The sequence below is a fragment of the Clostridia bacterium genome (assembly GCA_012840125.1).
Lineage (GTDB): Bacteria > Bacillota > DULZ01 > DULZ01 > DULZ01 > DULZ01.
Genome location: DULZ01000044.1, coordinates 57,982 through 75,719 on the forward strand (window position 1 = coordinate 57,982; position 17,738 = coordinate 75,719).

19 protein-coding genes are annotated in these 17,738 nt (G+C 54.1%); 3 read left to right on the forward strand and 16 right to left on the reverse strand.

From position 1 onward, the window contains the following. Window positions 1-109 precede the first annotated feature (109 nt). Window positions 110-1,510 (forward strand): FMN-binding glutamate synthase family protein, encoded by a 1,401-nt coding sequence (locus GXX34_05475; GenBank protein ID HHW06970.1) that lies wholly within the window; start codon window positions 110-112, stop codon window positions 1,508-1,510. A 45-nt stretch (window positions 1,511-1,555) separates the two neighbouring features. Here GXX34_05475 and GXX34_05480 read toward each other — a convergent pair whose 3' ends face one another. The 15 genes from GXX34_05480 to GXX34_05550 all read right to left on the reverse strand — a co-directional run bounded on the left by GXX34_05480 (window position 1,556) and on the right by GXX34_05550 (window position 14,561). Then, window positions 1,556-1,804: a DUF1540 domain-containing protein gene (locus GXX34_05480; GenBank protein HHW06971.1), complete on the reverse strand. Its 249-nt coding sequence runs from the start codon at window positions 1,802-1,804 to the stop codon at window positions 1,556-1,558. 109 nt (window positions 1,805-1,913) lie between these two features. Next, window positions 1,914-3,074: a Ni/Fe-hydrogenase cytochrome b subunit gene (gene hybB, locus GXX34_05485; GenBank protein HHW06972.1), complete on the reverse strand. Its 1,161-nt coding sequence runs from the start codon at window positions 3,072-3,074 to the stop codon at window positions 1,914-1,916. Next, on the reverse strand, window positions 3,071-3,931 hold the full coding sequence (locus GXX34_05490) for a 4Fe-4S dicluster domain-containing protein (protein HHW06973.1): 861 nt from the start codon (window positions 3,929-3,931) through the stop codon (window positions 3,071-3,073). The genes hybB and GXX34_05490 overlap by 4 nt, the downstream gene beginning before the upstream one ends. A gap of 127 nt (window positions 3,932-4,058) precedes the next feature. Further along, window positions 4,059-4,202: a hypothetical protein gene (locus GXX34_05495; protein HHW06974.1), complete on the reverse strand. Its 144-nt coding sequence runs from the start codon at window positions 4,200-4,202 to the stop codon at window positions 4,059-4,061. Between the two features lie 485 nt (window positions 4,203-4,687). Continuing rightward, window positions 4,688-5,608: a hypothetical protein gene (locus GXX34_05500; GenBank protein HHW06975.1), complete on the reverse strand. Its 921-nt coding sequence runs from the start codon at window positions 5,606-5,608 to the stop codon at window positions 4,688-4,690. A 10-nt stretch (window positions 5,609-5,618) separates the two neighbouring features. After that, entirely contained in the window at window positions 5,619-6,650 is a 1,032-nt protein-coding gene (locus GXX34_05505) for an FAD:protein FMN transferase (protein HHW06976.1), read from the reverse strand. Between the two features lie 30 nt (window positions 6,651-6,680). Next, the gene (locus GXX34_05510) at window positions 6,681-7,511 is read right to left on the reverse strand and encodes an RnfABCDGE type electron transport complex subunit B (protein HHW06977.1); all 831 of its coding nucleotides are present in this window, start codon (window positions 7,509-7,511) and stop codon (window positions 6,681-6,683) included. Window positions 7,512-7,544: 33 nt separating this feature from the next. Beyond that, window positions 7,545-8,126 (reverse strand): RnfABCDGE type electron transport complex subunit A, encoded by a 582-nt coding sequence (locus tag GXX34_05515; protein HHW06978.1) that lies wholly within the window; start codon window positions 8,124-8,126, stop codon window positions 7,545-7,547. Then, window positions 8,123-8,782, reverse strand: coding sequence for an electron transport complex subunit E (locus GXX34_05520; protein ID HHW06979.1), 660 nt, complete (start codon window positions 8,780-8,782; stop codon window positions 8,123-8,125). Before GXX34_05520 ends, GXX34_05515 begins: the two co-directional genes overlap by 4 nt. Before the next feature lie 12 nt (window positions 8,783-8,794). Then, the gene (locus GXX34_05525; protein ID HHW06980.1) at window positions 8,795-9,352 is read right to left on the reverse strand and encodes an FMN-binding protein; all 558 of its coding nucleotides are present in this window, start codon (window positions 9,350-9,352) and stop codon (window positions 8,795-8,797) included. Further along, window positions 9,349-10,299 carry an RnfABCDGE type electron transport complex subunit D gene (locus GXX34_05530; protein HHW06981.1) on the reverse strand — a complete coding sequence of 317 codons (951 nt, stop codon included), beginning with the start codon at window positions 10,297-10,299 and terminating at the stop codon, window positions 9,349-9,351. The genes GXX34_05525 and GXX34_05530 overlap by 4 nt, the downstream gene beginning before the upstream one ends. A 26-nt stretch (window positions 10,300-10,325) precedes the next feature. Next, window positions 10,326-11,591 (reverse strand): 4Fe-4S dicluster domain-containing protein, encoded by a 1,266-nt coding sequence (locus GXX34_05535; GenBank protein HHW06982.1) that lies wholly within the window; start codon window positions 11,589-11,591, stop codon window positions 10,326-10,328. Window positions 11,592-11,811: 220 nt separating this feature from the next. Further along, window positions 11,812-12,534 carry a response regulator transcription factor gene (locus GXX34_05540; protein HHW06983.1) on the reverse strand — a complete coding sequence of 241 codons (723 nt, stop codon included), beginning with the start codon at window positions 12,532-12,534 and terminating at the stop codon, window positions 11,812-11,814. Then, window positions 12,524-14,218: a DUF3365 domain-containing protein gene (locus GXX34_05545; GenBank protein HHW06984.1), complete on the reverse strand. Its 1,695-nt coding sequence runs from the start codon at window positions 14,216-14,218 to the stop codon at window positions 12,524-12,526. The genes GXX34_05540 and GXX34_05545 overlap by 11 nt, the downstream gene beginning before the upstream one ends. 130 nt (window positions 14,219-14,348) lie before the next feature. Next, window positions 14,349-14,561 carry a hypothetical protein gene (locus tag GXX34_05550; protein HHW06985.1) on the reverse strand — a complete coding sequence of 71 codons (213 nt, stop codon included), beginning with the start codon at window positions 14,559-14,561 and terminating at the stop codon, window positions 14,349-14,351. Window positions 14,562-14,814: 253 nt separating this feature from the next. Between GXX34_05550 and GXX34_05555 the strand changes: the two genes are divergently transcribed. Further along, window positions 14,815-15,882 carry a hypothetical protein gene (locus tag GXX34_05555; protein HHW06986.1) on the forward strand — a complete coding sequence of 356 codons (1,068 nt, stop codon included), beginning with the start codon at window positions 14,815-14,817 and terminating at the stop codon, window positions 15,880-15,882. A 52-nt stretch (window positions 15,883-15,934) separates the two neighbouring features. On the opposite strand, the gene GXX34_05560 is transcribed toward GXX34_05555, so the two are convergent. Beyond that, window positions 15,935-17,299: a TrpB-like pyridoxal phosphate-dependent enzyme gene (locus GXX34_05560; GenBank protein HHW06987.1), complete on the reverse strand. Its 1,365-nt coding sequence runs from the start codon at window positions 17,297-17,299 to the stop codon at window positions 15,935-15,937. 149 nt (window positions 17,300-17,448) lie between these two features. Here GXX34_05560 and GXX34_05565 point away from each other — a divergent pair, with 149 nt between their 5' ends. Beyond that, window positions 17,449-17,733, forward strand: coding sequence for a hypothetical protein (locus tag GXX34_05565; protein HHW06988.1), 285 nt, complete (start codon window positions 17,449-17,451; stop codon window positions 17,731-17,733). Window positions 17,734-17,738 lie beyond the last annotated feature (5 nt).

The following is a 17,738-nucleotide window of genomic DNA, read 5'->3' on the forward strand; positions in this document are numbered from 1 at the left end:
CGGCGCCGGCACCATTATCAATGTTCCCGCTCCGAATATTTTTCCCCAACAGACTCAAACTAGTATAAGCACACCGGTCTTGTGGACCGTTGAGATCGAGGTGGATACATTGTCTGACCAATTCCGGAAATACTGGCCCTATTTGGCTTGGGGCATCCCCGTCATCGGCGGGTATTTCGGCATCAAATACCTGGCCGAAAAGATGGTAAAAGACAACATCAAAAAAGCCACCCGGCTCATCTTAACGGAGAAATACGATGAAAACATGTGGGAATTGGTATCAGCCACCCGCCGCTTTACCCCGCAAACCATCGTGGAAAACAGCCTAAGGGCCCAGTCAGGCAAAGCCATCGACCGGCCTTTAGGAACTCCTAAAAAATTCCCGTCTTTCGATGACTTGATGTTTAACATGGCCCAACTCCATACCATGCCGACGGCGGATCTGAAGCTCATCGATTTAACCACCGTCATCGGCAAAAAAGCGGCCCGGCCCTTGCGCCTATCCATGCCGGTCATGGTCTCCGCCATGGCTTACGGCATCGCTTTAAGTGAACCTTTTAAAATCGCCCTCGCCCTGGGGGCGACTATGGCCGGTACTGCCACCAACACGGGAGAAGGACCCTTCTTACCCAGCGAAAGAAAAGCTGCTCAACAGTTAATTTTACAATATAACCGGGGGAATTGGAACAAAGACCCGGAAATTGTACGGCAGGCAGACATGCTGGAACTGCAGTTCGGCCAGGGGGCCACCGGGGGCACCGCCCACACCATCTCCGGCAAGGACATGACCCCTGCCTTGCGCCGCCGTTTCGGCATCAGCAGCCATCAATCCGTGACGGCCCACGCCCGCATACCCGGTATCAATTCAGCCCAGGATTTAATTCGCACCATCAAGGAACTGCGAAAAACTACCGACGGCATCCCCATCGGGGTGAAACTGGGGGCCGGCAAGTATTTGGAAAAAGACCTGGACGTGGCCCTGGCCGCCGGTGTCGATGTCATCTGCCTGGACGGCGCCGAAGCGGCCACCAAAGGTTCCCACCCGATCCTGCAGGATGATTTCGGGGTACCAACTCTTTTTGCCCTCATCAGGGCCCAGAACTACCTGGAAAGAACGGGAAGGAGAAAAGACGTGGATCTGGTAATCTCCGGGGGCATCCGCACTCCCGGCCACGTCTTAAAAGCCGTTGCCCTGGGCGCCGATGCCGTGTACATGGGCAGTGCGGCGATCTTCGCCACCAGCGACGTCCAAACCGTGAAGACCATTCCCTCGGAACCCCCTACCCAGATCGCCTGGGAGACCGGTAAATATGCCCGGAAATTCAACATCGAAGAAGGAGCCCAATCATTATATCGATTCCTCACGGCTACCGCCGACGAAATACGGGCCGGCCTGCAGGCTTTGGGAAAGAAATCCCTCAAAGAGGTAGGCAAAGAAGATCTCATGGCCCTATCCAAGGAAATCGCCGAAGCCGCCGGCGTACCCACCGTCTACCAGCCCTGCCGGTAAAAAAGCACAGGGGACATGCAGCCGTCCCCTGTGCTTTACCCGGAATTAGATGCGGGTAATACCGTCAACATTGATGTTCTTAGAGCCTTTTTCCACGAAAGATTTACAGCAGGTTTCCATGCAGCTGTTGACGGGGGTAGGTGTTACGTTTTTCGCCTGCGTGGCGTCAAATCGCTCAGGCAGGGAATCTCCCAACCGGTCGGTGGTCACCAGGATCTCGTTGGCTGAACACTTATTTCCCTGGCTCCAATAGTGACAGTTGCTGACGCTGCAGTGAACGTGTTGTTGCTGCATTGATTCAACACCTCCTGTACAATAGTTTGAGCCAGGCGCCGGGATTTAGCCCAGCAATTTTTGCAAAAAAACAAGGCAGGGGATCGATCCCTGCCTAGCTGGAAACATTTTACGCCGCTTGAGCGTTTTTCCCGGCTTCCTCCGCCCCGGCATGCTCATGCCCGGCAAAAAGGTTGAAATTTTCGGCAATAAAAGTGTATACCAGTACCCCCGCGGCAACCAGCATCGCCGTCACGCTGATCTCCATCCAGCTGGGAAAATAGGACCCGCCGGCTGCGCCCGCCATCCCAATTAGAGCCACGTTGAACCGGTTCAGCATCACGCCGCCCACCACAAGTGCACCAATTGTCGCAAGCCCCTGGCTGTTACGCCGTACAGCGGGAATAGAAGCCATGATGCCGGGAGCAATCACACCGACGACCATTTCCAGCAGCCACATGTTGCTTTCCAAGGAAGTGGTGAAGACGGTGCCAAGCTGGCCCCGCACGTACAAGTCCGTCACTTTCACTAGGAAGTAAATGCCTAAGATGACCGGTAACCCTTTGGCAAAATCAGCCAAGATCGGAGTCTCCGACTTGAGCCCAAAAGCACGGGTGGCTAAGCTTGTTTCCACGATAACCATCCCGATCCCCACCGCCAGGGCGCTCAGGAAAAACATGATGGGCAGGATCGGGGTCCACCACAGGGGATGGAGTTTAGACGGTACCAGGAGAAACAGGGAGCCCAAGGAAGACTGGTGCAAAGTAGAAAGAATGATACCGGCACCAACCAGCGGAATAGTAATGCGGTGCAAAACCCTGATCGCCTTTTGCCGGCGGAATCTTTCGAACACCACCGGGCTGAACTCCAGCGCCAGCACCGTTAAATACAGCATGACACACCAGGCAACCTCAAACATCACGGACCGGGGCTGCCACATAACGATGGGATGCCAGATGTTGTAGTATTTACCCAAGTCAAAGACCAGTCCCATCGCCACCAGCACATAACCGATGAAGCCCGTTAAAATGGCCGGTCTTAAAAGGGGAGCAAATTTCTTCTTATTAAAGATGTAAACCGCTGCCGCCGTAGTAAAGGCGCCGGCAGCCAGGGCCACTCCACAAATCACGTCGAAAGCAATCCACAATCCCCAGGGATACTGGTCCGTGAGATTGGTTGCCGCCCCTAATCCTTTAAAAAAGCGCACGTAACTGGATACTAAACCGAGGAGGACTATGGCGATCAATACTCCCCTGGTAGGTGTCATTTTGAAAGTCCACTTCCGCTTCATTGCTTATCACCCCGATCCTTAGTCAACTGGTAAGCTGTTCCCAAGACCAGCGCACCCCCCACCACCACGGCGGGAATCTTGGATAGAGCCATCTGGGTGTATTCGGGCAGGGGCCGGGTTCCCACATTGGACGGGAAGCCCAACTGTTCAAAGGGTACATCTGACAGGAACATGAAAGATGTTCCTCCCACTTCTGCCAGGCCGTAAATATGAGGTACATACTTATCAGGTTCGGCTTGCAGGCGAGCTTTTGCTTCCGCCACCAGCTCTTCCCTGGTGCCGAACAAAGTGGCTTTAGTGGGACAAGCGGAGGCACAAGCCGTTGGTTCCCCTGCTTTAACCTTATCCGCACAGAAAATGCATTTCCGGATCACGGGAAACGGGCTGTCCCATTGGTATTTCGGCACATTAAAAGGACAAGCCACCATGCAGTACCTGCACCCCATGCACTTGCCCCCGTCGTAAACCACCGGTCCTTCCGGTGTTTTAATCAAAGCCCCCACCAGGCAAGCGGAGACGCAAGCGGGATCATGGCAGTGGAAACATTGATGCCTGACAAAACGTTTTTCCTTGCTGCCCTTTATATCTACTTCATAAGACTTTACGGCCACCCAGGTCTCGGCGTCCAATACTTCATTTTGCGTACCGGACAGCCCGTTCTGCTGCTGGCATGCCATGTAGCACATACCGCAGCCGATACACTTGGTAATATCAATTAACATGCCTTTGGCCTCCGGGCTTAGCGCAGGTGACGACCCGTGACCGGAGCCAATACCTGCTTGCGCTTTGCCTGCGGGGAACAAGGCTAAAGCGGCAGCGCCGAGACCGGCCATTTTCAGGAATTTTCTTCTATTCATACGGTATCAACCTCTACTTTCAAGCTCAGTTTTGCACCAGGCAGAAATTGTGAATAATTTCTCTTTTATGGCTATATTTAGTGAAATATTTCTCTTTCTTCCTGAAAAATTTTTCGCGGGGCTTTTTTTACAGCAAACAACACACCATTAACCCCAACATCAAAGAGATGATTAGCCCGCCGCAGCTCACCAGTAACCAAGCCAGCAGCCCTTTCTTCTCACACCGGCATTCCAACGCGGCCAGCCCCGCCATGATTAAGGCAATATCCATAATTTTAACCCCCCTTTGTATTCTCTTACCTAGAGTTTAGCAAGAAATGATTGCAATGCAGGGGGATTATCCTGTCTTCTCACTGGCGGTTTTCTTGTCTTTTTCTTTCAAAAAATAATAGACAATGACATTTAATATACTACAGCAATAGTTCTTAGGAATTTTGTTGCATATCTCATGAATTTAATTATCTTTTAGCAATCTAACCGGTTATATTGCCCAGGATTTTTATTAGTTTTTCGCAATATTATGGGCAAGAAAATCAGACTGTAGACAAAAGGGTGTTCGGTGTTAATCCCAGGGCTGGGGAGCGAGGGAGCTCGAGAGAAAACGCCAACCTCTGAGCGCCGAAAGAATCGAATGGGAGGCGTCCGAGAGCCACCGAGGTCATCCCCAAATAGGGCTCCTTGCAGCCGGCGATTAACACCGAACGCAAAGGAGCAGTTTGTCAACAAGCTGCAAGATAATACCATATTTATTGATGCTTAAGGCAGCATTCCGTCCATTTCCCCGCCTGCCTGGCCGGTCAAGGTGATCACCAGTTGTCCCGGCACACAGACGATGGATTGTCCCGGCCGGCTGATAAACCCGGTCCTGACACAGGCTTGATCAGGGCAGCCCGCAGCCTGGATGCGGATTTTACCTTCCCGCACCTCCACGGTATAGGTGTGGCCCCGGCCTTGTACCGGATACACCCCGTCCTCCTCCAGGGAAACCTTTAGAATCCTTTCCCCGCCCACTTTGACTTCCGCCATACCAGCGGCAGCGCCTTTCGCGCCTGGCCCAGTGAACGGAACAGCAACGCTTAAGACCAGGCAACATGCCAAGAGGCTCACAGCCTTCCAGTCGGGGCGGCAAAAGGAAACGGATCTTCCCTCGAAAAGCTTGATCAGGGGACGACTCAGGCCTGCTACCAGGGCACCGCAGGGCACGGCTGCCAGGGTGAGCATCGGTAAATACCAGGCCAGGGCCCCATGACTCAAAAGAAAACGTGCCGCCAGCAGCTGCCCCCAGTTATGGGCGACGGCACCGGCCATACTGGTCGTCACCAGGTCCCCCTTGTCTTGGCGGAACGCCTGCCAGGCATACATGACCAGGATACTGGCCAATCCCCCGGTCAAGCCCAGGTAGAATCCTATGGATAATAATTTGCCTGTCAGGATGCCCCCCAGGACCTGGCGGCACACCACCAAAACAAAAGCCGGCCTCCAACCCCAGAGCTCCAACGCCAAGAGCGCCGCGGTATTGGCCAGCCCCAGCTTCACACCGGGTAATCCTAACGGGGGCAACATCCCCTCCACCGCCTGCAGTATAAGAGCCAGTGCCAGCAGCACCCCCAAACGGGCCACCGGCTGGGCCCCTCTTAACCCGAGGGCGGCAGGTTTGGTTAGGGACAATTCTTTCATAGCAGAACACCTACTCAGGAAAGGATATGGAATCTTTCACGCCGCTGCTCACTTGTACATTCAAGTCCCGGTCAATCATGACACAATCCACGCCGGGCCAGTTCTCCACCAGGGCCATGCCTGCTTCCGGCCCCAGGATAAAGACGGCTGTGGCCAGCCCATCCGCCAGCACCCCGCTGGGCGCCAGGATCGTCACACTGGTTAACTCCCGGGCCGGATAACCGGTAAAGGGATGCAATAAATGAGAAAAACGCTGTCCTTCGTAAAAGCGATAACGCTGGTAATCACCGGAAGTGGTGACCGCCCGGTCCTGTACCGTCACCACGGCTATTGCCCGGGACGGGTCCCGCGGGTGGCGGATGCCCAGTTTCCAGGGCCGGCCTTCCGGATGCCGGCCCAGGACGTAATAATCACCACCGAAATCGATCAAGGCGTTTTCGATCCCCCAGCTTTTCACAAGGGCAGCAATCAGGTCCACAGCATAGCCTTTGGCGATACCTCCCACATCCAACTTCATCCCGGGCTGGGCCAGCTGCACCAGCCCGCGGGCCGGATCGAGCTTAAGCTCCCGGTAATCCACTAACCGGCAGGCTTGGGCCACCTCCGCCTGCCCGGGGGGTTGCCAGTTCTCCTGCGCCTCCGGTTTTGAGGCAGGCCCGATCTGCCACAGCTCCGCCAAGGGACCGATGGTGGGATCAAAATAACCTCCCGTCCTGGCGGCCAAGTCCCGGGCTTGTATCAATAAATCCATGGTCTTATCGCTCACGGGAACCTGTTGACCGGCCTGGGCATTAATGCGGCTGATGTCGCTGTCAGGGGAAAAACGGTTGAACAACCGGTCCATCTCCGCCAGCTCATTGATCACGGCTTCTTTTTGCGCACCGGTCAAGCCGGGGGTGGTTAAGCGGAAATAGGTATCCATGCTGAAGGTCTCCAACTGTTCCAGTCGGGGAGGTGGCTCTTTAGTGCAGCCCGGCCAAACCACGGCCCCAAGAAGCACCAAGCACCACAGGCTCGCCCGGGCCAGTTTTTTCCCTCCCATGTCCTTCCCCTTTCATCATGCGGTTAGGCATTAAGCCAGCAGTTTTTGTTCCGGGGATACGGTTTTCGTCAGTTCGATACAACCGGACGGGCATTTAGCGGCACAAGCACCGCAAGCGATGCATTTCGTCACATCTACCTGTGCCAGGTTGTTCACCATGGACACGGCTTGCTGCTCGCAGGCCTTCACGCAGGCCCGGCATGCCAAACAACCGACCTGGCAGTACTCCCTGACCATCTTTCCTTTATCATGGGAATTGCAGCGAACTACTAAAGGCACATCATAGTCCATTACAGCCAAAACTCTACGAGGACAAGCTGCCGCACAAGCACCGCAGCCGGTGCACTTTTCTTTATCCACCACCGGCAGGTGATCTTCGCCCAGGGTGATGGCACCGAAAACGCACACGGTGGTGCAGGTCCCCAAGCCCAGGCAGCCTTCATGGCACCCCTTGGGACTGGACCCGATCAGGGACGCGGCCCGGCAGTCCTTGATCCCCTCGTATTGAGCCAACCACCTGGCCAGCTTGTAATCACCCCGGCAGCGTACCTTCACCACTTGTTTTTTCCGGGTTCCGGAAGCTTCTACCCCCAGAATGGCACAGATTTCTTTTTTCGCCTCGGCATCAACCACCCGGCAAGCATCCACCGAGGCCGCTCCCGCCGCCAGGGCTTCAGTATAACCGGAACAGCCGCTGCAGCCGCAGCTGCCGCAGTTGGCGCCCGGCAAGAAGGAAGCCAGCAGCTCCACTTTGGGATCGCTGTCCACCTTGAACTTACCTGCCGCCCAGGCCAACCCTGCCGCAAACACAACCCCCAGTCCACCCATTACACCGGCGGAAACCAAGACTTCCTTTAGCATTGTTGTTCCCCCTTTCCTTTTTTACTATCAGGCTCACATAGGCACTAACCCGGAAAAGCCCAGAAAAGCCATCGACATGATACCGGCGATGATTAGGGCCAAGCTGGTCCCTTTAAAGGCCGGCGGCACGTCCGCAAATTCCAGTTCTTCCCTGATACCCGCCATCATCACCAGGGCAAATGTGAAACCTGCACCCGCTCCAATGGCAAAGACCGTGGTTTCCAAGAAAGTGTACGTGCTTCCGGCCACAATTAACGCAATGCCGAGGATGGCACAGTTAGTGGTAATCAAGGCCAAATAAATACCCATGGCTTGATACAACTGCGGGAAAAACTTTTTCAGCATCATCTCCAGCAGCTGCACTAAACAAGCAATCATCAAAATGAATACCACGATTTTCATAAACTCCAGGCCCAAGGGATCCAGGATGTATTCGTAGACCAGCCAAGAAGCCATGGCGGACACCACAAGTACAAATGACGCGGCCAACCCCATGCCCCAGGCGGCATCCAGTTTCCGGGTCATGCCCAGGAAAGGACAGATGCCCAGGAAACGCGCCAGCACAAAGTTGTTGACCAGGGCGGATCCTACCAGCAAGAGCAGCAACTCTTTCATGATTTCGCGGCCTCCTTCCCGACCAGCCTAATTTGATGCCTAGCGGCCTGCTGGAATTGACGCGCCCGGCGCATTTCCACAAAGTTGAGGACAAAGACGATGAGGCCCATGGTCAGGAAAGCCCCGGGAGGCATCTGCATGATCTTCCACGGTATAAAGCTTTCCCCCATGATTTGAAAACCAAACAGAGTGCCGGCACCCAGCAGTTCCCTGACGCAGCCGATGAAAGTCAAAGCCCAGGTAAAGCCTAAACCAGTGCCGACGGCATCGGTAACAGCCCGGGAAATGGGCATTTTGGAGGCAAAGGCTTCGGCTCGCCCCAGGATAATGCAGTTCACGACGATGAGAGGCACAAATATGCCTAGAATTTTATAAATCTCCGGCAGCATGGCTTTTAATAACAGATCCACAATGGTCACAAAAGTAGCGATAATCACGATATAGGCGGGGATGCGAATCTGGCTGGGAATTAGCTTTTTCAAAGCCGAGATGATGGTGCTGGAGCAGATTAAAACCGCCGTCGTAGCCAACCCCATGATCAAACCGCTTTCCGCAGAAGTGGTCACCGCCAGCGGGGGACACATCCCGATCAACATCCTAAAGGTCGGGTTTTCCCGGAACAGGCCCCGCAGGATATCATCAAAATGATGTTGCATCTTTATCCCTCCTTACTCCTCTCCTACATAGGCCAGCACCTGCTGCACCGTAGTGCCCACCGTAGCCGTCACCGCTACCGAGGAAACGGTAGCCCCGGTAATGCCGTCCACGTCTTGGCCTACGGCAAAGGGATCCCCCACCGGTTTCCCTGGAAACTGGCTCAAAAAGGCTTCATCGGTTTCAATGCGGGAACCCAAGCCCGGCGTCTCCCCGTGGCTCAACACTTTGATGCCGGCCAGGGAGTTAGTGCTGAGATCGATGCCGACGGCTATTTTCATCTCCCCGCCGTAGCCCGTTCCCACGGCCTCATACGCAATACCGATCCTGCGGTTGTTTTCATCCAACCCTTCATAGACTTGGGTGACCCCGGCCGGCAGCTCCCCCTGCGCTTCCACCGCTTGGAAACGCTGGGCCGCAGGCAGCACTTCCTTAAAGCCTTTACTGATCATTTCCTCCATCTGCCTGGCTTCCACGATGGGCATGGTAAAACTGTAAAACGCTCCTAATCCGCCACCGGAAATCGCTGCAATGAGACCGAGAGTCAAAATCAACTTGATGGCATTTTTCATATGGCGGCTCCCCTCCTTTTAGCCCGCAAGAAACGATTGAGCATGGGCGTTAAACCGTTCATGAGCAAGACAGCGTAAAAAAGGGCATCGGGATTCTGCCCGTAGTATCGCATCACAACCGTAAACAAACCCACACCTATCCCAAACACCAACCTGCCCCAAGGGGTAATCGGGTTGGTAACCGGGTCCCCGGCCAGGTAAAAAGCTCCCAGGATTAATCCCCCTACCAGCAAATGCCACAGGGGATCTTCGCCCACCAGGAGCATGAAAATGCCCACCGCGGCCAGCATACCGAGGGGGATTCTCCAATCCACGTAACCCTTGGCCACCAGTACCAGGCCTCCCAAAACCAGCGCCACCACGGCGAATTCCGCCATGAAACTACCCGTACTTCCCAGAAGCAGGGATTGATAACCGGGTAACGCTTCCCCGGCTTTCCACAAATCCATCGGGCTTGGCACTCCCGTACCGCCGGAGAAAGGCAGGGTCCAATTGCTAACCTGTTCCGGGAAGGAAACAGCCAGGAAAACACGGCCTACCACCGCCGGATTAAATGGGTTGCACCCGGTTCCACCGAAGACCTGCTTGCCAATGGTAATGGCAAAGACAGCACCCAGCATCGCTGCCCAAAAAGGCACCGTCGGGGGCAGGGTCAAAGCCAGAATCAACCCTGTTAAAACAGCCGTACCGTCCATGAGGCTTAAAGGCTTGTTTCTCAGTTTCAGGCAAGCTGCCTCCGTCAAGACCGCCGTACCCACACAGAGGGACAGCACCAGCAGGGCCGGCCAGCCGAACAGGTACAGCACCCAGAGCACCGCCGGCATTAATGAACCAATAGTCCAGTACACAATCTTGTCTACGGAAATGGCCGCATGAATGTGAGGCGGCGGGGAAGTAATCAGCCTCAAATGATAGATTCTTTTTTCCTCGGCCTTTAGCACAGACATTTTTGTCACCTCCTTGACCAACGCTCCTAGCTGACCAGCATCTTTTTCGCCAGTCTCAGTAACTGCAGTAAGGGTTTCCCGGCAGGGCAAACATAAGAGCACCGGCCGCACTCATTACACAACAAAACCCCTTCTACCTTGGCCGCTTCCCAGTTTTGTCGCGCTGCATAAGCGGCAATTCGCTGGGGCAATAGTTTAACCTGGCAGACTTGGTAGCACCGGCCGCAGTGAATGCAAGCCCGGTCCAGGTAATGAAAAACCTCATCTTCACAGAAAGTCAGGATGGAAAAAACTCCTTTGCCGACAGGCAAGTCAAGCCTGGGTACGGAAGTACCGTTGAGAGCGCAGCCTACCACCACCTTGGCCAGCTCCGTTTCCTTGACTTCGGCGGAAATGAGCACTTCTCCCAGGTCAGTTCCCAACGGCACTTGATAATAGCCCGGTCTCCTGACCCCGTTTCCTTCCACCAAAATCAACTGTTCCATATACGGTTCTCCCAGGAACAGGGCCCGGTGAATTGCCCTGGCTTGCTGCAGAGTGACCGGCAAAATCTCTTCCGCCAGCGGCGAGGCGCCCCGCTCCAGGGGACGACCGGCGATTTCTTCCACCGCCCATTTCACCGGCATATCGGGTGAATTCCCGGCACCGGGCAAAGTCCTGGCTTTAGGGAATTCGCTCAACAATGTCTTAAGGGTGGGACTGGGGTGGCTGTGCCAGACTAACCCAGCCTCCGGGTACAGTGTGAATAAGACCCGCAAGCCGGAGATTACCTCATGAAACCAAGGAGGCAACTCTTCCCCACCGGACCCGTTAAGCGCCCCCACCCACCCGTGGAGAAGGAGGGTATGGATGCCGGCTCCGGGAGACGGCAGCCCGTACACAAAAGTGGTCCCGTCCACAAAAGTAATCACAATCCCCGCTGCATTTAATCGTTCATAAATCTCCGCCGCCGTCATGCCATTTATACCTGTTATTTTGGACAACTCTACACTTTCCCCCAAACCGTCATTCTCCACCACTACCGTGGTGGCCGGCACACCTTCACAGTTATCCATCACCGCAATTTGTTTCACTCTACCGCTCACGGGACTGTGAACCGCTGCCCCTCCGGTCACCGCCACCGGCTGTCCCCGTAAAACTCTCGTGCCGGGCTCCACCAGCACCTCACAGGGCAAATCTTGACGCTGGCACGGTATCCTGACCACCGGCGGAAGGGTCACAGGCAGTATCTCCAGGTCATGGGGAACAGATTGCTTCTTTTCGTCATGTTTTCCGAAAGTCGATGATATCATATAGTTGCCCCCTTGTGATAGTGTTAATTATCTCTAATTATTCTAACATCTTGAGGATTCGCAATTCTAAGCAAATACTGGCGGACTGATAACTTTTTTCTAACAATTGTCTAATGCTGGTTGCCATCCCATTACTTAGACAAAGAAAGACCCGCAAGCAGGCAACGGCCCCCGAACACTTCCGGCCGGTCATGCTTGCGGGCTCTTTTTCCGGCATTTTTTAATCCGCATTTCTCACTTGTACCTCTCCGCCGCCGAACTTGTAACCTACCCCCCAGACGGTTTTAATGTAGCGCGGATTGGATGGGTCTTTCTCGATTTTTTCCCGCAGGCGACTGACCATTACTGTGACGTTATCTGCATCACCTATATAATCGCTGTCCCAGATCTGGTCCAACAAGTTCTCTCTCGTAAAAACATAGTCGGGATGAGATGCGAGCAACCACAACAGCTTAAACTCTTTCGGCGTCAGCTGTACCTCTTTACCGTCGAGCATTACCAAATGCCCGCGCAAATCGATAAAGAGACCATTGCATTTAATGACATTGGGTTCTGCCGCTTTACTGCTCCTTTGCCCGGCGGTCCTTCGCAACATGGCTTGCACCCGGAGAGCCAGCTCCGAAGGGCTGAATGGCTTGGTGAGGTAATCATCGCCACCCATCCTGAAGCCCAGCAGCCGGTCTAACTCGTCCCCCCGGGCGGACAGGATGATAATGGGCACATCCGATTCTTCTCTCATCACCCGGCAGACCTCAAAGCCATCAACTTTCGGCAGCATCAAATCCAGGATCACCAGGTCGGGTTTTTCGCGCCGGAACACTTCAATGGCCTCTTCCCCGTCGCTGGCGGTAATGATTTCGTGCCCCTCCCTGGACAGCCGGTGCACAATCACCTTTAGAATATCAGGTTCATCGTCTACCGCCAAGATTCTGCTACCTGCCATCTTCTGTCACCCCCGCTTCTTTTAAGATTTTTGGTATCGTAAAGTAAAAATTGGATCCCATACCTAAATCGCTTTCCACCCAGATCCTCCCCCCATGCATTTCCACAAAGCTCTTCGCAATAGCCAGGCCCAATCCTGTGCCCGGGTGCTTGCGGGTAGACGAACCGTCCACTTGACGGAACGCCTCAAAAATATATTCCTGTTGTTCGGGAGCAATGCCTATCCCCGTGTCGCTGACGCAGACCAGCACTTCCTGCTCATGCTCCTTATAGCAAGCTTTGATGCGCACCAATCCTCCCGCATCAGTGAATTTCACGGCATTGCTGATCAAGTTGACCAGGACCTGATCTACTTTCTCCTTGTCTGCGTACACCTCTGTACCGGGAAGTTCTTCCTCCACCAGTATCCTGACTTCCTTTTTTAAGGCGATGGGCTCCATGCGATGGGCCACATCCCGGATCACATCTGCCATGGCAAACCAGGAAGGCAGTAAACCCATCTTTTTCGCTTCGATTTTGGCCATATCCAGAATAGCATTGATGGAAGTCAACAATCGCTGGCTGCCTCGCAGGACGTCGTTGAGGTATTCTTTTTGCAGGTCTGTCAACTCTCCTCCCACCCCCTCTAACAGGAGCTCCACAAAGGCCGTAATGGAAGTCAGCGGTGTGCGGAGCTCATGGCTCACGCTGGCCAGGAACTCTGACTTTAACTTATTCGCTTCCGCCAAACGGCGGTTGGCTTTCCGCAACTCTTCCTGCTGCTGCTTCAGAATCTCGTTGGCATGCCGCAGTTCGGCGGTTCGCTCGGCCACCTGGTGTTCCAGGTCATCGTAATATCGTTTCAGGCGGGTGGCCATACTGTCCAATTGCTTCGCCAGCTGGCGAATTTCCACCGGAATGGTAATGTTAGGCAAGGGATAATCCAAGTGCCCTTCCCCGATGGCCGTGGCGGCCCAAGCCAGTTTCGTCAACGGGCGTTCCACCAGCTGCCGCACAAACCAGTAAATAGCCAGGGCACTTAACACGATGAGGGAGCCGGTGATGGCCACTTGGGCGATGGTTTCAGTACGCAGGGTTTCCTCCAGCACCACCATGGGTATCCCTAGACTCACGGCCCCGGCCAGTTCCCCCAGTTCATACCGGGGTACTTCCTGGGAAAAGGCAATGCGGCTGTCATTGCTGTGACAAGTCAGGCAGGGCTCTTCAATATGGATCGGCAATAAATACCGGAAATACCTCCTGCCGTCGATGGTATCAATGCCCCAGGCCTCTTGGGCATTCTGACCTGCCCGCAGTTGGCCTAACAGCTCCAGCTCAAATGCATCGGGTGCATGGAGGTCATCACTGCTAGGCAGCCAGATTTCTTTAAAAAACCAGGCCTCATCCCCGCGAAACAGCTCCCGCACCCCTTTTTCCGCCGCCGCCGGGTCCAAGTGTTCAAACTGGGCCAGGTTCTTGGGATCGGTACCGGGATAGTAATACTGGTAACTCTCTGCCACGAAAGCCCGCGTAGCCAAAAACTGGGACGCAGCCACCCTGGCCTTGTCCATCAGTTCGGCTTCCGCCCTGGCTTTTTGCCGCTCGAAAGTCCAAACAAAACTTACCACGGACACCCAGATGGTAATGATGGCCAGACACAAAACCAACCGGACTCCCAGCTTGTCAAGCAATCTGGCGTTTTTCATCGGTACCGTCTCCGTTCTGATAAAATAAAGCAACACAAACTCAAAGAAAGGTTAACTTCTATGCAATATTTTAACATGTTCTAGCGTTCACAAACAAGGTTAAAACAGGTAATTTTGATTATTTCATCGACTATTTTTTATTCTCTTCCCCCGCCTGGTATAGTAAATCACAGGCTTTTTCTACCAGGTGGGCGGGAACGTATATTTCCACACCGAAGGAAGATCCCGTATAAATCTTCGCCAGGCTGCTGTACCCGGGATACCGGCGCATGGTCGGAACCTCATTGGTTTCCAGCCAACCTGTAATAATGTCTGCTTCCACATCGTTCAACACACTCTGCAAGAAGACCCAACTGCTGCTTCCGTTATGCTCTGCCTCTCCGGCATCGGATGAGCCAAACGGCATGGGCATGGCCGGTCACCTCGGCATTCCTGTGATTTTTCTAGTTTGAACCCCATATGCCTCTACCATACATATTACGCTTCTTAAGACTGTATTTCCTGCTCCGGAATTTTTTCTTGCTGAAACCCGCCAGCAGGATTACAATATGACTATCTAATATTTACCAGTTTTCTGGGGGGAGGAATAAAATTGCATGAAAGACTTGCTGTTCGCGTTTAACTGCATCGAAGAAAATTCGCGCCATGGATTGTTGGGAGAATGCGCCGGTCCTCATACCGTGGAACTGCTGCATCAAACCCTCCATGCCGCCGGTCACCGGGTCTGGCCCATCAATGTGCAATCCCCGGAACAGTTGACCTCCTATCTCCAAACCATACCCCGGCCGGTCATGGCCTTTGTCTACGCAGAAGGTTTTATCCAACAGCCTGAAACTTTATGGAATGGAGCAGGGCAGAGCCTGTTACGGGAAATATTATCACAGCACCATATTCCTTCCACTCATTCCACGGCGGAAGTAATGCAGCTTTGCCGTCACAAGCATTTAACCTCTACCCGGTTGGCAGCCTTCGGCTTACCGGTACCCCCGTTTATTACCGGCACGCCGAGCCGGTTTTTGCTTTCCCGGGAAGAGCCTGCGCTGGACTTTCCCTTGTTTGTCAAACCCGCCAGCGGCGGCGCCAGCTTGGGTATCGACGAAAGTTCCGTAGTGTTTAACCAAAGCCAGCTCAAACGAAAAATCGAACTGCTTTACCAGCAACTGGGCGACCTGCCGGTGATAATTGAAACCTACCTGCCCGGACGCGAATATACGGTTGGGGTGATCGGCAACGAGATCAAGTACGTCCTTCCCCCCATGGCTTTTTCTCCGGAAACGGGAATTAGGGACTTGGAAAGAAAAAGAAATCCCCTGGACAACTCCTGGGAATTTCTAGCACCGGGCGACCCGCGCTGGCACCGGATCGTGAGTTTGGCTCATGCTGCTTTTGATGCCCTGAAAGCTTCCGATGTCGTCAGGATCGATTTGAAAGAGGACAGGCACGGGAACATCCATATCATCGATGTCAACGGCACCCCCGCCCTCGGCGCCAACGCTTCCCTGGTAGCCATGGCGGAATACATTGACATCAGCTACACCCAGCTCATCAGTACCATCTTGAAGAGCAGCTATGAACGGCACCGGCTCGACCCGCCGGGCAGGCTGCTGGAGCTGGCCGCCGAAGGCATTGACAAGCTGATCTCTTATGCCACCCTGGTGGCATGACACGAGCAAAAAGGCCCTACCTGCACCACAGGTACGGCCTTTTTTCATCTATTTACTTAATAGCCGGCAAGCAAGCCAGGCTGGCTTTAATGAATTCTTCATTATGCTCCACGTCTTCCATGCCGCCGGACAGGTAGTGATCATAAGCCGTCAGGTCAAAATGGCCGTGACCGCTTAAAGTAAAGAGAATAACCTTGTCCTCGCCGGCTTCCTTGGCCCGGTTGGCCTCCCGGATGGCGGCGGCAATGGCATGGGCGCTTTCCGGCGCCGGTAGGATGCCTTCTGTCTTGGCGAACAAAGTAGCTGCTTGGAAGACCTCGGTCTGGACCACAGCCAGCGCTTCCACCAACCCGTCATGGTACAGCTGGCTCACCAGGGGTGAATCCCCGTGATAGCGCAGCCCCCCGGCATGAATCCCCGGCGGCATGAATTCATGTCCCAGAGTATACATCCTCATCAGCGGAGTCAGCTTGGCAGTATCCCCGTAATCATAAGCAAACTCCCCGCGGGTCAGGGTGGGACAGGCTGCCGGTTCCACGGCCAACAGCCGCGGCCCTTTACCGGCCAGGACATCCGGTACGAAGGGGAAAGCCGTCCCGCCAAAATTACTGCCTCCGCCGCAGCACGCAATGACCACGTCAGGATAAGCATCCACCAGGGCCAGCTGTGCTTTGGCTTCCAGGCCGATAATCGTCTGGTGCAGCACCACGTGATTCAACACGCTGCCCAGGGCGTAATTGGTATCATCCCGACCGGCGGCTTCTTCCACCGCTTCACTGATAGCAATACCCAAACTGCCCGGGTTGTCCGGGTCCTTGGCCAGGACCTGTCGCCCCGCTTCAGTCAAATTGCTGGGGCTGGGAATGACGGTAGCGCCGAAAACCTCCATTAAGGACTTGCGATAAGGCTTCTGCTGGGAGGAGATTTTCACCATGAACACCCGGCATTCCAAACCGAAATAATTGCATGCCAAGCTCAAAGCCGTACCCCACTGGCCCGCTCCCGTTTCCGTGGTGAGCCGTTTAATGCCGGCCTTCTTGTTATAGTAAGCCTGCGGGATGGAGGTGTTCAGCTTGTGGCTGCCCGCCGGGCTTACCCCTTCATACTTGTAATAAATCTTGGCAGGCGTGTCCAGGGCTTTTTCCAATTGGAAAGCCCGGTACAAAGGCGAAGGTCTCCACAACCGGTACAATTCCTGCACTTCTTCAGGAATGTCAATCCAACGTTCGGTGGATACTTCTTGTTTAATCAACTCTTCGGGGAAAATCGCCGCCAAATCCTGCGGGCCGGCCGGTTCCTGGGTAACCGGGTTTAGAGGCGGGGCCGGTTTATTCGGCATATCAGCCTGCACATTATACCAGCGGGTAGGCATGTCCTTTTCGGGTAAGAAAATTTTGGTTGGATGGAATTTGCTCATCTTTATCTCTCCTCTCCTTGTCTCATCTCGAGCACACTTGCTTGTATTGTATCCAAAATCTCCTTCCTTGTCTACTGTTTTGCCAAAAAATTCGACTGCATGAACCTCCCCCTTTTTGCCAAAAATAAGGCTCGAGGAGGTAGTATGTCATGAACCAGGTACGGGGTACTTTACCCAAGAAATCACCGGAAGGCGTCAAGGAACTCCAATCCCAATTGTGTAAACTGGGTTATGAGTTTGCCGAGGACATGGCGGAAATCTCTTTCTCCCGGCCGGGCCGCCTGGAATCAGTGCTAGCGGAAGTCACCCCTTTAGCGGAAAAGGCAGGCTGGGATGTCCGCCGGGAACTATATTTGGAAGAAACCAATCCTGAACTGACTGCCAAATCCATCTACGAAAGGGGGCGCATCCTCAGGTTATACCCGACCCATTAAATCAA

What these genes read in the sequence shown, in the direction of transcription:
- GXX34_05525 (HHW06980.1), bottom strand. Translation starts at nt 9,352, where the DNA reads ATGAAAAATGCCATCAAGTTGATTTTGACTCTCGGTCTCATTGCAGCG.
- GXX34_05530 (HHW06981.1), bottom strand. Translation starts at nt 10,299, where the DNA reads ATGTCTGTGCTAAAGGCCGAGGAAAAAAGAATCTATCATTTGAGGCTG.
- GXX34_05535 (HHW06982.1), bottom strand. Translation starts at nt 11,591, where the DNA reads ATGATATCATCGACTTTCGGAAAACATGACGAAAAGAAGCAATCTGTT.
- GXX34_05490 (HHW06973.1), bottom strand. Translation starts at nt 3,931, where the DNA reads ATGAATAGAAGAAAATTCCTGAAAATGGCCGGTCTCGGCGCTGCCGCT.
- GXX34_05480 (HHW06971.1), bottom strand. Translation starts at nt 1,804, where the DNA reads ATGCAGCAACAACACGTTCACTGCAGCGTCAGCAACTGTCACTATTGG.
- GXX34_05545 (HHW06984.1), bottom strand. Translation starts at nt 14,218, where the DNA reads ATGAAAAACGCCAGATTGCTTGACAAGCTGGGAGTCCGGTTGGTTTTG.
- GXX34_05555 (HHW06986.1), top strand. Translation starts at nt 14,815, where the DNA reads ATGAAAGACTTGCTGTTCGCGTTTAACTGCATCGAAGAAAATTCGCGC.
- GXX34_05565 (HHW06988.1), top strand. Translation starts at nt 17,449, where the DNA reads ATGAACCAGGTACGGGGTACTTTACCCAAGAAATCACCGGAAGGCGTC.
- hybB (HHW06972.1), bottom strand. Translation starts at nt 3,074, where the DNA reads ATGAAGCGGAAGTGGACTTTCAAAATGACACCTACCAGGGGAGTATTG.
- GXX34_05500 (HHW06975.1), bottom strand. Translation starts at nt 5,608, where the DNA reads ATGAAAGAATTGTCCCTAACCAAACCTGCCGCCCTCGGGTTAAGAGGG.
- GXX34_05540 (HHW06983.1), bottom strand. Translation starts at nt 12,534, where the DNA reads ATGGCAGGTAGCAGAATCTTGGCGGTAGACGATGAACCTGATATTCTA.
- GXX34_05510 (HHW06977.1), bottom strand. Translation starts at nt 7,511, where the DNA reads ATGCTAAAGGAAGTCTTGGTTTCCGCCGGTGTAATGGGTGGACTGGGG.
- GXX34_05515 (HHW06978.1), bottom strand. Translation starts at nt 8,126, where the DNA reads ATGAAAGAGTTGCTGCTCTTGCTGGTAGGATCCGCCCTGGTCAACAAC.
- GXX34_05505 (HHW06976.1), bottom strand. Translation starts at nt 6,650, where the DNA reads ATGGGAGGGAAAAAACTGGCCCGGGCGAGCCTGTGGTGCTTGGTGCTT.
- GXX34_05520 (HHW06979.1), bottom strand. Translation starts at nt 8,782, where the DNA reads ATGCAACATCATTTTGATGATATCCTGCGGGGCCTGTTCCGGGAAAAC.
- GXX34_05560 (HHW06987.1), bottom strand. Translation starts at nt 17,299, where the DNA reads ATGAGCAAATTCCATCCAACCAAAATTTTCTTACCCGAAAAGGACATG.
- GXX34_05495 (HHW06974.1), bottom strand. Translation starts at nt 4,202, where the DNA reads ATGGATATTGCCTTAATCATGGCGGGGCTGGCCGCGTTGGAATGCCGG.